General features: G+C 50.2%; 12 protein-coding genes and 4 tRNA genes. 10 read left to right on the forward strand and 6 right to left on the reverse strand.

Features of this window, described 5'->3' with window-relative positions:
• Position 1 precedes the first annotated feature (1 nt).
• From plsX to ACFOET_RS13625, 3 genes are all read right to left on the reverse strand, one after another.
• Positions 2–940 (reverse strand): phosphate acyltransferase PlsX, encoded by a 939-nt coding sequence (plsX, locus tag ACFOET_RS13615; protein ID WP_379023556.1) that lies wholly within the window; start codon positions 938–940, stop codon positions 2–4.
• Between the two features lie 101 nt (positions 941–1,041).
• Positions 1,042–1,233, reverse strand: a complete 192-nt coding sequence (gene rpmF / locus ACFOET_RS13620) for a 50S ribosomal protein L32 (RefSeq protein WP_379023558.1) — start codon at positions 1,231–1,233, stop codon at positions 1,042–1,044.
• A gap of 15 nt (positions 1,234–1,248) precedes the next feature.
• Positions 1,249–1,812: a YceD family protein gene (locus tag ACFOET_RS13625; RefSeq protein ID WP_379023560.1), complete on the reverse strand. Its 564-nt coding sequence runs from the start codon at positions 1,810–1,812 to the stop codon at positions 1,249–1,251.
• Between the two features lie 161 nt (positions 1,813–1,973).
• Here ACFOET_RS13625 and ACFOET_RS13630 point away from each other — a divergent pair, with 161 nt between their 5' ends.
• Positions 1,974–2,825, forward strand: a complete 852-nt coding sequence (locus tag ACFOET_RS13630; protein WP_379023562.1) for a dienelactone hydrolase family protein — start codon at positions 1,974–1,976, stop codon at positions 2,823–2,825.
• On the opposite strand, the gene ACFOET_RS13635 is transcribed toward ACFOET_RS13630, so the two are convergent.
• Positions 2,806–3,483, reverse strand: coding sequence for an epoxyqueuosine reductase QueH (locus ACFOET_RS13635; protein WP_379023564.1), 678 nt, complete (start codon positions 3,481–3,483; stop codon positions 2,806–2,808). The genes ACFOET_RS13630 and ACFOET_RS13635 overlap by 20 nt on opposite strands.
• 187 nt (positions 3,484–3,670) lie before the next feature.
• Here ACFOET_RS13635 and ACFOET_RS13640 point away from each other — a divergent pair, with 187 nt between their 5' ends.
• Positions 3,671–4,774 carry an NHL repeat-containing protein gene (locus ACFOET_RS13640; protein WP_379023566.1) on the forward strand — a complete coding sequence of 368 codons (1,104 nt, stop codon included), beginning with the start codon at positions 3,671–3,673 and terminating at the stop codon, positions 4,772–4,774.
• Between the two features lie 5 nt (positions 4,775–4,779).
• Here ACFOET_RS13640 and ACFOET_RS13645 read toward each other — a convergent pair whose 3' ends face one another.
• Positions 4,780–5,634 (reverse strand): transglutaminase-like domain-containing protein, encoded by an 855-nt coding sequence (locus tag ACFOET_RS13645; protein ID WP_379023568.1) that lies wholly within the window; start codon positions 5,632–5,634, stop codon positions 4,780–4,782.
• Positions 5,635–5,782: 148 nt separating this feature from the next.
• On the opposite strand from ACFOET_RS13645, the gene ACFOET_RS13650 reads away from it, so the two are divergent.
• The 4 genes from ACFOET_RS13650 (at position 5,783) to ACFOET_RS13665 (ending at position 11,619) form a co-directional block, all read left to right on the forward strand.
• Complete coding sequence (locus ACFOET_RS13650) at positions 5,783–6,262, forward strand: hypothetical protein (RefSeq protein ID WP_379023570.1); 480 nt, start codon at positions 5,783–5,785, stop codon at positions 6,260–6,262.
• 99 nt (positions 6,263–6,361) lie between these two features.
• Positions 6,362–6,772 carry a hypothetical protein gene (locus tag ACFOET_RS13655; RefSeq protein WP_379023572.1) on the forward strand — a complete coding sequence of 137 codons (411 nt, stop codon included), beginning with the start codon at positions 6,362–6,364 and terminating at the stop codon, positions 6,770–6,772.
• Between the two features lie 297 nt (positions 6,773–7,069).
• Positions 7,070–9,769, forward strand: a complete 2,700-nt coding sequence (locus ACFOET_RS13660; RefSeq protein WP_379023574.1) for a zinc-dependent metalloprotease — start codon at positions 7,070–7,072, stop codon at positions 9,767–9,769.
• Positions 9,770–10,101: 332 nt separating this feature from the next.
• Positions 10,102–11,619 carry a hypothetical protein gene (locus ACFOET_RS13665; RefSeq protein WP_379023576.1) on the forward strand — a complete coding sequence of 506 codons (1,518 nt, stop codon included), beginning with the start codon at positions 10,102–10,104 and terminating at the stop codon, positions 11,617–11,619.
• Between the two features lies 1 nt (position 11,620).
• On the opposite strand, the gene ACFOET_RS13670 is transcribed toward ACFOET_RS13665, so the two are convergent.
• Complete coding sequence (locus tag ACFOET_RS13670) at positions 11,621–12,775, reverse strand: BamA/TamA family outer membrane protein (protein WP_379023578.1); 1,155 nt, start codon at positions 12,773–12,775, stop codon at positions 11,621–11,623.
• Positions 12,776–12,964: 189 nt separating this feature from the next.
• Here ACFOET_RS13670 and ACFOET_RS13675 point away from each other — a divergent pair.
• The 4 genes from ACFOET_RS13675 to ACFOET_RS13690 all read left to right on the forward strand — a co-directional run bounded on the left by ACFOET_RS13675 (position 12,965) and on the right by ACFOET_RS13690 (position 13,438).
• Positions 12,965–13,037: transfer RNA gene (locus ACFOET_RS13675), tRNA-Thr, on the forward strand.
• A 7-nt stretch (positions 13,038–13,044) separates the two neighbouring features.
• A tRNA-Tyr gene (locus tag ACFOET_RS13680) sits at positions 13,045–13,125 on the forward strand.
• A gap of 93 nt (positions 13,126–13,218) precedes the next feature.
• A tRNA-Gly gene (locus ACFOET_RS13685) sits at positions 13,219–13,291 on the forward strand.
• A gap of 75 nt (positions 13,292–13,366) precedes the next feature.
• Positions 13,367–13,438 (forward strand) — tRNA-Thr (locus ACFOET_RS13690).
• Positions 13,439–13,469 lie beyond the last annotated feature (31 nt).

The following is a 13,469-nucleotide window of genomic DNA, read 5'->3' on the forward strand; positions in this document are numbered from 1 at the left end:
GTTAGTTGAAAGCAGATTTGATTTTTTCGACGATGTTGGATTCGACCATGTTTCTGGATAGCAGCACCATGTTTTTGATGGCTTCAGGGCTGGAGATGCCATGGCCGATGATCACCGGGGCATTTACCCCCAATATAGGACTTCCGCCGTACTGCTCATAATTGAAGCGCTCAAAGAACGGGTCGTCGAGCCCCTTCTGCCGCGTGAGCATATAGAATGATTCGGCCATCTTGAGTACCACGTTGCCAGCAAATCCGTCACATACGATGACATCGGCTTTGTCGTCAAACAACTCACGGCCTTCTATATTCCCTATGAAAGTAATGCGGTCATTTTCTTTTAGGAGCGGATGGGCAGCGAGGGTAAGCATGTTGCCCTTTTCTGCTTCTTCGCCGATATTCAGCAGGCCAACCGTTGGTTTTTGAATGCCATAGACATGTTCAGCTAACAGGCTGCCAAGCAGTCCGAACTGCGGCAGCATTTCAGGCTTACAGTCGGCATTTGCGCCGACGTCAAGGAGGATGCCGAAGCCGCTTTTGACCTTGGGTACGTTGGTGGCGATGGCCGGACGGATTACGCCCGGGATGGTTTTAACGCTGAACACCGCTCCCACGAGCATCGCCCCGGTATTGCCTGCAGAAGCGAATGAATCGATCGCTCCCTCTTTCAGTAGTTGAAAACCCCGGCTAATGCTTGAATCAGGCTTTTGCGCGATTGCCTTTGTCGGGTGCTCGCTCATGCCAATGGTGTCAGGGGCGTGTATGTATTCAAAAAAAGCAGGGTTTTCCCCTGCTTGTTCGATGTGTTGCTTAGCAATGTCTTGGTCACCAATGAGTACGATCTGCTGGTTTTCTGCAAGTAGCTTTGAAGCCAATATGGCTCCTGCTATCGTTGCTTTCGGCGCAAAATCTCCACCCGATATGTCTAACCCAATCTTCATCCGTTATTATTTCTAATCCAATAATACGCAAAAACACCCCAAAGTAACGTATAAAAAATCAGTTACACGTTATGGGATGTTCAATTTCTTGAAAGATCAATTTAGACGGAAGCAGTGTTTTCGATGATTAGTTTACCGTTGTAATATAGGTTGCCATCTACTAAGTATGCGCGGTGGGGCAGGTGCACCGCTCCTGTTTCCTTGCAGGTTGCCAAGGTTGGTCGCTCGGCTTTATAGTGTGTCCTTCTTTTGTCCCTCCGCGATTTGGAGGTTTTACGTTTTGGATGTGCCATCTCGTATTGTTGTTATTAATTTTTGTTGTACTTTATGTTCTTTAATGCATCCCAACGGGGATCTGTCTGTTCTTCTTTTTTTTCTTCTTCTTTTTCTCCATCTCCTTGCTCAGGTGCCAGCTCATTTAGTTTGGCTACGACCGCTGAATCGCAGGAAATGTTTTCGCCCTGCTTGTTGCACCTCGCATAATACGGCACAGAGACATTGATGTATTCATACAGTAGGTTGGCGAGGTCCAATTCATGCTCGTGTTTGGCCAGCACCAAAATTTCCTCGGTGCTTTCGACCATGTCCTCGTCCATAAATTTGACAATCAACCTTTCTTCGATGTCCGTCTTCGACGGAAAGGCGGATAAGCACACGTCACAGGTCAGCGCAATGGTGCCGGTGATGTGGAACTTAAGTACCATCATGTTTTCCTGCTTCTGCAGGCTGACAGCTGCCTTCAGCGTGCCATCTTTCACGATGGAGTATTCATAGCAATCAAAGAACGCTTTGTCAATGGTAAACTCGAAGTCATGTTTACCTATACTCAACCCCGTAAAGGGAACCCGATATTGCTTCAAATAATTCACCATCCCACAATTGAGCCTGCAAAAGTAAATATAAAATATCAGATATGAAAGTTTTTTGTAGCAGGTTGTTTGTCACCTTTGTCTCCGTCGCGCCACTGCAATCTTCGTATTTGGCAATCCCGCGGATTTGCACTAATTTAGCGTAAACACTCAGACATTGGATTATGGACCAGAAAATCATTAACCTTTATGACCAGTATACGCACAGTCAGCTTACCCGCAAGGAGTTTATGAAGCGGCTTGCTATGCTGGCGGGCAGCACGGCAGCGGCTACCGCATTGCTTCCGCTGCTGCAGAACAATTATGCCGCGGCGGCACCATTCCAAAGCGGCGACATCACCTCGGAAGACATCACCTATCCAGGCGTGGACGGCGATGTGAAGGCGGTATTGGCTAAGCCGAAGGGCAAGAGCGGGATCGGTGGCGTGGTGGTCATCCACGAAAATCGGGGACTGAACTCGCACATCATCGATGTGACCAAGCGGGTGGCCGCTGAAGGCTTCGTGGCGCTCGGAGTGGATGCGCTCTCACCCTTCGGTGGTACTCCTGCCGATGAAGACAAAGGGCGTGAGCTGATTGGCAAACTCGACATGGAGAAGACGGTAGGAAACTATATGAACGGGCTCGATTTCCTGCGTGATCTAGGCAGCACTAACGGTAACGTAGGGTGTGTGGGCTTTTGCTGGGGAGGGGCAATGGCCGGGCGCCTTGCTGTGAACGACCCTGAATTGCAGGCATCAGTGGCGTATTACGGCGGCCAGCCTGACGCGGTCGATGTGCCGAAGATCAAAGCCAGCTTGATGCTGCATTACGCTGCGCTCGATGAGCGCATCAACGCGGGCGTCCCTGCGTATGAGAAAGCGCTAAAAGCGAATGGTATCGATTATCAGCTGTTCATGTATGAGGGAGTGAACCACGCGTTCAATAACGACACCTCACCGACCAGGTACGATGAAGCCGCCGCAAAGCTGGCATGGGAGCGGACGATCGGTTTCCTTAAGAACAAGCTGGGGTAGCGCCTTCGTCTCCATAGTAGTTCTTTCCGATTTCGATCCGCTCGCGGCCATTCTGAAGCCGCCAATGGTTCGTATCGCGAAGGGAATATGCACAACCGCAGTATTCCTGCATATAAAACTGCTCGCGCTTGCTGATTTCAAGCATCCGCGATGACCCGCCTTTCTTGCGCCAATTGTACGTCCAGTAGGTAATGCCCGGGTAGTGGCCGGCAGCGCGCTCACCGCAATCGTTGATCTGCTCAAAATTTTTCCAGCGGGAGATACCCAAGGAGCTGGTGATGATGGGAAAGCCGTTTTCATAGGCATACAGCGCCGTGCGTTCAAAGCGCATATCAAAGCACATAGTACAGCGGATGCCGCGCTCGGGCTCATGTTCCATCCCTTTAGCGCGGGCAAACCAGTTGTCCACATCGTAGTCGGCATCCACGAACGGAATGCCATGTTTCTCAGCAAACCGGATATTCTCCTCCTTGCGCAGGTCGTACTCCTTGCGCGGATGGATATTGGGGTTGTAAAAATAGATGGTAAAATCGATATCCGAAGCAATAAGGGCTTCCATTACCTCGCCTGAACACGGTGCGCAGCAGGAGTGCAGCAACAGTTTTTTTTCGCCGTTCGGCAGTTCCAGTTTTTCCCTTTTTAACCCCGTATTTTCCATCTTACAATCAGCTTTATGGACGCAAAATTAACGATAATGGTGGAGTATTGCAAGTGATCTGTCGGTACTGCCTCGCACTTCATCCCTTAACTTGCGGGTTTTACCCGGCGCTATAACAGCGATTTGGTCTTTTCATATCCCCGGCATGCTCATGATTTTTTCATACCTTTGCGCAAAACCCCTTTGGATGAAGAAGTCGTTCGGTTTTTCAATGGCAGTGTTTGCCGTGCTGTTGCTCTTCAGTGCATGCATGCGTAATGACGATGAACCCGAATTTCCCCGGAGGCCGATAGCGCGGTTGTATGTATCGATTGAGGATTACCAGCGCGATGCATCACAGGACCCGATAAATAACGTCGTGCTGATCGATCCGGCGGATACCCTTGATTTGCCGATAGCGTTGAACTACAACGCAGGGGCTCTTGCCGGTGCAGGCATACACTTCAATCCTTTTCTCGGCCGGCTGCTTCAAGCAGGATATTCTCACCCGGGTATGGTAGACACAACCATCCGCTTGATGACAGTAGGGGAGCTGGGTACATTGGCAGCTTCGGGCAGGGTCGGGTATCGGGAGCTGACCGCGATGCGTGGGATCGCCTATCATCACCCTTCCGAGATGATGTACGTGGCAAACAACGCCACGCCGACTGCTATTTACGGCTTTTACAGACCGAGGAATCAGAATGGTTTTACCAGGCCACGAAAGTTGCTTCAGTTAGGGGCTGACATGCGTCCATGGGGAATGGTGCTGTGGAAAGACAGTCTGCTCGTGTCCAATGCGACGCCAAACAACGGCGGCGTATCGTTATATGGGAACTTCGCAGCAACTGACTCCGTTGAAACGAATTTCCCCGCGCTGTCTACCATAAAGATCCAAGGCGCTACGGCGATCCGGGGCATTGCCTTTGTCGACTCACTGGACTTATTGGTGCTTGCTGATTTCGGTACGAATGATAATGAGGGTAACCCGGTTGCGGATGGCCGAATATATATCGTTGAGGGAATCAAGGCTCATCTCGCCACTCCTTCGGCAACAGTAGTGCCGACACGTACCATCAGTGGGGCATTGACCGGATTGGTCGGTCCTGTTGACGTGGCCATCGATCCAAGGGGTAGCGCAGATCGGCGGACGATTTTCGTGGCAGACCGTGACGAGGGGAAGATTTCACGGTTCAAGCTCTCTGCCAACGGGAACGTAGCGCCCGAAGCTACCGTCGTATTGGATGAAACGGGCAACAGACGCAGGCCATTCGGTATTTTTTTGGATGTGCGGGGAGTCGCCCAGCAGTAGCCTGATCATTCAAGCACCTGCAGCAGCCTGTTGATTTCCTCAGTTTTTGCCGTATTCCCGGCCTGTGAGTAAGAGGTCACCAGATTACGGAGCACCCGGGTGATGATATCGAGATTACTGCAGGGCAGCACAAACTGGTCACTCGGGGCGAGGTTGAGCTGCTTGAGGAATGCGATGACGTCGTGCCGTCCGAAAATCTGACCCCGGTTGAATGCGTTGATGTAGAACAGGATGCCATGCTTATTTTGCACCGGCGTATGGTCTTCGGTGTATGCAAGAATGAAATGCTTGGGCAGGTTTACGCCATAAATCGGTATATCCAGCTTTTGGGCTACAATGCTATAAACGCAAGCCAGTAAGATGGGGTTGCCCCGCCGGCTTTCCAGTACCTGGCCAATATACGAGTTCTGCGGATCGTGGTAATTGCTGGTATTGCCGGAGAATCCATGAACGTTGTAGATGATGTTGTTAAGCAAACGGACCTTTTCCACTGCGCTCATGCTGTAAATCATCTCCAGCCAGGCGTCGCGTTTAATGGATTCGATCTGATTGATAATTTTTTGCTCATCCACATCTGGGTATTGGTATTTGTTGACGATAATCAAGCCCTGAAGAAGGTCAAATGAGCCGCTCACCTTCCAAAGCTCCAGCTCCTGCAGCACATCTTCAAATTGGATTTTATGGATAAGGTTCTCTATACGGGTTTGCAGCATCACATCGAAAGACTGCTCCCATACCGATTCCAGCCGGCTGATGACTTCGGGCCCGATGGTTATCAGCTTCTGCTCGACATGCCGGAACACCTCGGCATCTGGATCGTCGAGTAACTTGATTAATGAAACCAGCTCTTTCTCATTCATTAATACAAAGCTACGAAATTTCTAATCATTTCCGAACAATGCCCAGGCGAAGTATGAGGATAACCGGTCGAAAAGGGCGGATGCCGGACGTCCAATTATACCAGCCCGTCCGTTCGCCGGTCGGCATAATGTCGCTATCTTTGCCCGCATGTGCCGTTTGCGTTTTTACTGGGACTGTTGTATTCATTTCGTCTTAGCCAAGTCGCGGCATGGTACGCACTCGCCCTTCGTTTATCGATTGGTGGATGAGGTGATTTACGCCAGGCAACGGATGGGCGAGCCGAAAAATAAGGTAAAGCGGTTGATTGCACGGCTTGCCTACAGATTCAGTGCCCAGCACGTATATGAATTCGGTGCCGGACTGCCATGTGGCCCATTGGATTTCGTTGTCGCTGAGGCGAAAAATCCAGAGCTCTTAAGTCACCAGCTTTGGCAATATTGGCACGCACTGCATCACGGGAGTGTACTGATCGTTCTGGACATTTATCGTGATGAAAGAATGAAACGATTGTGGCAGGCTATCAAGCGCAAGCCCGAGGTAACGGTCACCGTAGATCTTTTTCATGCCGGCCTCGTGTTTTTTCATCCGGGACAAGCCAAGGAAGATTTTAAGATCAGGTATTATTGATGAAGCATTACATAGCATCGCTACGCCTTTTACAGCGCATATCCACTACCTACCCGCACCCCAAGTATTCAATATCCGTTTCGCGCTATGTATGCTTCTATGCCTTATTCATGGCTCTCTCTGTGGCTCAACCCGTACACTAATTTTCTATGGTTGACATATTCGATATCCGTCAAAGTGGTCATATCGCCGGCGCTGGAGATTGAGCTGCCTGTCCTTGGTACCGGTAATTTCAAATGGCCGGAGCGGGGTGCCGAAGCGTTTCTTCTTGTCCGATGTCTTAGCATGGATGCCGAGGCCTTGTCGCTTGACGTGTATGCCCTGGAATCATTGGCCTTACATAACGGCGGTAAAAGTCAGCCAACGAGAAAGGCAACCGTGCAGGTCGGTGATATGGAAGGCCGGGTGGTCGTGGTGGCTATCGGGGTGTCGTTCCTCCGTACAGATAGCGAGGGATTGGATCCACTGATCAGCCACAACCGCCAATATTATGCAGCCCAATTGTTGTAGGCCGCGGCGATTAAGGACGGGAAGGTGGTTGATCTTCGGAAAAAAGAAGAGGAGAACAATACCCCTAAACACTTGATGCAAGACGAAGCCCAACTGATCAAGTGGGAGTAGAGGCCGGGCATGCCAGTATCGTGCCGCTAAGACAAAATTATAATTGTAACGTAAAAGTTGCATATACTGACGGTATAAATTGCGATGTTAGTATGCAACTAACTCAGGTCTTTGGCGTCTTATGAAAAAGGGCGTGCCTTGGGCTCCAAAGGCCACCACATGAATGTATTATTTTATCCAAGCCTTATGAACTATTTACTGACATTAACTGTCGTGGGAAGCCTGTTGTTGGCCGGGCCCACGGCTGGCTATGCAACGATGGGTTGCCTTCAGGACACGTTGCCCAAGAAACAAGCCGACACCACTAAAGTGGCGCCGCCTGACAGCACAAAGAAAGCTGATGCAGATTCCGTAAAGAAAAAGCCGGAAAAGCCTTCGATTGATGAGAAAGTAAAAGCCAGCAAGAAAGTCGAGGGTCTTTTCACCCTGTACCGGGATACGGCTACGGCAAGCTTACAGCTTTACGTGACCAAAGATCAGCTGGACAAGGACTTTATTTATCAGAGCTTTTCCATGGGCGGTCCTACGGCACTATTTCTCAACCAAAACATGATCAGGGATACCTGGCTGTTCAGCATCAGGAAGAAGCACGACAGGATAGAGTTTTTGCGCAAGAACACTGCGTTTTACTATGATCCAGCAAATCCAGTGAGCAAAGCGGGCAATGCGGATGTCGCCGAGGCCATTTTTCATTCGGAAAAGATTGCGGCCCATGACAGTGCTGGATATCTTATTCCCGTTGATGGCTTGTTCATCAGCAATAAGCTAGATGCCGTAAAGCCGATCACGCCGCCGGGTGTTCCGCCTACAGCGGTATTCAATCTGGGGAACCTAAACACCGGAAAGTCGGGATACGACACCGTGCGGTCATTCCCGGGAAATACCGACGTAGTGGTCAGCTTGGCATACGAGAATCCCACTCCCATGAATAGTGGTGGCAAGGATATCACAGATGCACGTTATGTGACCATCAAAATGCAGCACTCGTTTCTGGAGGTACCCCGGAACAGTTACCGTCCGCGCAGGGATGATCCGCGGGTAGGTTACTTCGGTGCGCAGGTTGATGACCTTACATCTGTATCGCCAACACCGTACCGCGACTTTATTAGCCGGTGGCATCTGGAAAAGAAAAACCCGAATGCCAAGGTGAGCGAACCGGTCGAGCCCATCGTATTCTGGATTGAAAACACGACCCCTTATGAATATCGGGAAATCATCAAGGAGGCTGGAGAGAAGTGGAATGAAGCGTTCGAGGCCGCCGGTTTCAAGAATGCTATCGTGATGAAACAGATGCCGGATGATGCCGACTGGGATCCTGCGGATATCGCCTATAATGTGATCCGTTGGAAGTCATCCAGCAGCCCGAGTTATGGTGCCATCGGGCCCAGCTTCTTCAATCCGCTGACCGGCCAGATACTTGGTGCGGACATCACAGTGGAGTGGAAGTCGGGTGCCGGAACACCGGTGATGGATGATCTGTTCAATGGGGGCACCGGAGCGCTGGCATCCCTGCCCTGGGAAAACCCCGAGCAAGCCGTTGCTCCTCTGGAAGCATACATACACCATTCGCAGGTAAACCGGATGGCCCTGTGTAATCTGTCTAATGAACTGAACATGCAGTTCCAAACCGGCCTTGCCGTAGTGGAAACCATGGACGCTGAATTGGGTGAAACGAAAAAAGCGGAGACGGTGAGGGAAATGCATAAGCAATTCCTGTACTACCTCATTATGCATGAAATGGGGCATACCCTGGGGTTGAACCACAACATGCGGGCCAGCCAGATGCTGAGCCCCGAGCAATTGCACGACACGAAATTGACACGTAGAATCGGATTGCAGGGGTCCGTAATGGACTATCCGGCAATCAATGTAAGCCGCGATCGCAAAAAGCAGGGCGATTACTACACCACCAAAGCAGGTCCTTATGACATCTGGGCCATTGAATATGGGTATACGCCGTTTTCGTCTGCGGAGGAAGAAAAGGGATTGAATAAAATTCTGAGCCGGAGTACCGACCCGCAGCTGGCTTTCGGCAACGATGCAGATGATATGCGCAGCCCGGGCAAAGCCATCGATCCACGGGTAAATGTAAACGATAACTCAAGCGATATGATGGCTTACGGCGAAGAACGGTTTCTATTGGTAAATGACATGATGCCGAAGTTGAAGGAGCGGTACAGCAGGCCGAATCAAAGCTATCAGGAACTGCTGCAACGCTATGGGCAACTCAACCGCCAGCGGGCAGACATGGCCAATGCGATCAGCCGCTATATCGGCGGCGTGTATGTAGACCGCAGCTTCGTAGGGCAGGATAGCGATGTGAAGCCCTATACGCCTGTACCACTAGAACTGCAAAAGAAGGCTATGGAGCTGCTCGGCAAATACGTCTATGCACCGGACGCTTTCGCGGAAGATTATTCCCTGTTCCCCTACCTGCAGCCGCAGCGCCGGGGCTTCAATTTCTTCAGCGGAACGGAGGATTACAAACCGCAAAACACGTTTCGCTCCTTGCAGGTGAGCACGCTTTCGCACATCCTGCACCCCACCACGCTTTCGCGTGTCAGCAATAGCAGCCTGTATGGCAACGAATATTCGGTAGCTGAGGTGATGCACGATTTGACCGCGAATATTTTTGATGCTGATCTGGCCGGCTCCGTGAGCCTTATCCGCCAGAATCTGCAGACCGATTATGTGGCGGCGCTGAGCAGTATTCTGGAAGCCAAAACAGGGTATGACCATGCGAGCAAAGCTGCGGCACTGGCCACGTTGACAGCGATTAAGGCAAAGCTAAACGGGGCTTCATCAGGTTCGGATCTCCAAACGTCTGCCCATCGCAAAAATTTGCAGTTTTTGATTGACAAAAGCCTGTCCGTGAATAAGGCTTAGTTAGGGCTGAAAAAGATAATCCTTTTCTGCCCACGCATTTACGCGTGGGCATTTTTTTTAACGGCACGTAAAATCATCACCTTTTCTTATTGCTTGTGTGATTCTACAATTAACTAATTCTGGTAGAAATTATTATTCTAATTGTTATGCTTTTTTATGGGCATGTAAAGATTACTTCACGTTTGGGTCAGGTGCGCACACTCATCACGCATGTTGTGTATATTTGGATATCTTAACTCGCTTTTCCTGAACTGTCTTGGGAATGGTTTGTGGTTGAATGAGTAGGCGGATAGGAAGGCCTTAGTCTGCATAACTTCATTTAACAAATAACCATGATGAAACCCTTAACACACCTAACTGTTTTTGGCATTTTGCCGACATTGTTGCTGTCCGCTTGCAAAAGGGATATTCCCATACCACCGATCAATACGGAACATACCGTTACGTTTCGCGTATCCGGCTTTGATGCGAAGATATCACCTTTGGGCGACGTTCAATCGCGGAGTCGCCTGCACGCTGCTTCAGGCGGCGGCACGCAGGCGGTGAAAGGCATTGAGCCAAGCTTGGAACCACAGCATTTATATTACTGGTCGTTTAATGAAGAAACGCTTGAGCCGGATATTGCAGTGGATGAAGTGGGAGCAGGAATTACGTTTGAGGCGAGCAATACAGCGCTGGATTTCGGCGCCGGTTTCGGTCTATCGCCATTTCCCGCGGGCCGGGCATTAAGATTGGTCGGTGCACGATCAATAACGGTCAGCTTACCTATGGGTGCCATTGAATCGTTGACTAACTTTGAATTTGATGTAAGCAGCTCCAATACAGGTCCGAAGGATTTTATATTGTCTTATTCGGCCGACGGTGGAGCCACTTATGAGATATTGAGCTTAACGAACCAATTTGAAAATATGGGGTCGCAATCTCGCAACCGATATATGTTTGATGTCAGTGGGCTTTTGGAATCTTCGGCGAACAATTCCCTGAAATTGAAATTTGAGTTTCTCTCCGGGGACCGCGCCGGGGCAGGGGACTACAATGAAAATGCGGGCGTCGTTCTCCTTGACAACATCCGCCTGTCCGGCGTCTTCAACACGGAGGTGGAACCTGGTGATCCCTTGGTGCCGAGCAAGCTGCATTACTATATATTCTCATCTGCAGACGGCGGCTTGGTCAGCCAAAAGGAAATGTCTTTGGCTGACCTGGGAGACGACGGTTCTCTGGAGGTTAAGCTAGCCGAAGGGCAATATGATGTCGTGTTTGTGGCCTACCGGTCGGACAAGGGAATTCTCCTGCCTGAGACGATGACGAATGCCAATGCGTTTTATTTTGGACAGCATTTCGACGACTATAAGGCGGTTACGTATGCTGCATTGCTGCATGGCGTCGAAGTAGACGGGACAGACCGGGAGGCCGCTGCAACCTTACACCGGTGTTATAGCTTGGTGGAGTTTGATTTTACCGATTTAGCGGACGATTTGCAGGCCGTCAAAAAAATCGTCGTCACGAAAGATCATGACCACTACCTGTACACACCATTTGGATTTCCGGCCAGTTCACCCATATCAGATGCCCAATCCATCACATTCACCGGCTTTACAAACAGGGACGACTACCGGATCGCACTGCACCAGTTTTTCGGTTTGCTTGAGCATACCTATGGTGTAAACTACGTGTTGACAGCATATGGCAACGATGAAGAAATACTCAACACCTTAACCATATCGCAAGACATCCGCAACAACGTCCGCTTGCGCCTCACAGGCCGGTTGCTTGGGAACACCGGAGCCATTAATGGTTTTGCCATTGAACTTCAAACAGCGTGGGATGAAACCCTGACCGATGAGTTCTAATTTAAAACGCTTCGCTGAGGGATAGGTAAAAGCCGCCTTGCCTGTTTTCGCCCGGTCGGCGCTCACCGAACCCGTAATCAAGGCGGATGCTGCTGTTGTGTTCGAGGTCAAAGAAATAGCGGAGCCCGCCGCCGTAGGAAGGTACGAACCGGGCATCGCTTAAGCGGTTGCGATAGGTGGATCCGGTGCCGAGAAACGCGACAGCGCCGATGCGCGGATGGAATCGGTAGCGAAGCTCGCTTTGGGCGGCGAACAGGCTGCGGTCGCGGTACCTGCCGGTATAGTAGCCGCGCATCATCATATCTCCGCCCAACTCACGGTTTACGTAAAAAGGTATGCGCGAACCGAACGATGTCTTAAAGTGGGCATTGAACCCGAGGGTGAGCTGGCTCGTTGCGGGGAAGAAAGCGCGGAGGTCGAGATCCACCGTGCTTCCCTTGAAATGGCTGCCGCCACCGACCCCGGGAGAATAGGCATACTTTGCTCTTACATAGTAACCTTTGGTCGTATAGGTATTGCGGTTGCGCGTATCGTAAAGTTGTGAGATACCAAGCAGGACATGGCTTCCCCCTGCCTGGCCATAAGGGGCCATGGTCTCAAAGATGCCTCCGCTTTCCTTGTCGGAAAAGACAAAACGCTCATAAGCTACATTAACACCAGCATAGTAGTTTGGCGCAAACCGACGTTCTCCTTCCAGCCGGATCCGGATCAGTTGCATAAGCAGGAGGTCTTCATCTCGCTGGGCTGTTTGGTTGCCGAGTCCGTAGAAGTTGAATGGGAAGTCGCGGAAGCGCAATTCGCTGATAAAATGGTAAAGGTTGCCGGTGGTCCATGTGTCGGATTCCAGCTTGATGTTGGTCTGGCGTTCGGTGGTGAATGTGCCGATGAAAGTAATATTGGATGTACGGATGGAAGTATCTGCTTTGTTTAAGTAGAAGTTGTAAACACCGGCTAAACCGAATTCCAATCCCGTTTCCTGGGCGTAGCCCAATGCAGGGACAACAACAAAGCCCGCGGAACGGCTGCTGTCTTTTTCTGGAGATACAAACCGTTTGATAAGCTTGTGATCCCAGAACGTCCTGTTTTCCTGCGCAAATGAGGCAAGTGCTGATGCCCCTGTGAAGAGACAGACTATATAACGTAAAACAGCTCCCATAGTATGTTTCGCGGCGAAGATACGGATATGCGGCGGAATGCAAAGATGCTAAAAAGGCGGGCGAAACGGCAAATTTTAGATTTTTGCAAATAATTTTTGTATTAAAACAAGTTTGTATATCTTTGCAGTCCCTAACGGAAAAGGGGTGATTTTTAAGGGTTTTTGACCTGGTGTTTTTTGAAATATTTTGCCTCCTTAGCTCAGCTGGTAGAGCAACTGACTTGTAATCAGTAGGTCGCTGGTTCGATCCCGGCAGGGGGCTCAGGTTTGGGGGGATTCCAGAGCGGTCAAATGGGACGGACTGTAAATCCGTTGCTTCGGCTTCGAAGGTTCGAATCCTTCTCCCCCCACAATCTGATTTTAGATTGTATAGTTTAGGTTATAGATTTTGCGCTGGCTGTCGGTAAATCTAAGATCACAATTTTTATATCTAAAATCGGCAAGCGGAAGTAGCTCAATTGGTAGAGCGATAGCCTTCCAAGCTATAGGTTGCGGGTTCGAGACCCGTCTTCCGCTCATCGCGTGTTTACTTTAACCCTGTCACACCAAAGGCTGGTGAATTGACAGGGATTTTGGGTTATAAGCGCAAAAGCCGATGTAGCTCAGCGGTAGAGCACTTCCTTGGTAAGGAAGAGGTCATGGGTTCAAGTCCCATCATTGGCTCGTAAGAGTAACATATATAAATTTATATAAT

It is taken from the genome of Parapedobacter deserti (assembly GCF_042646065.1).
GTDB classification, from domain to species: Bacteria; Bacteroidota; Bacteroidia; order Sphingobacteriales; family Sphingobacteriaceae; genus Parapedobacter; species Parapedobacter deserti.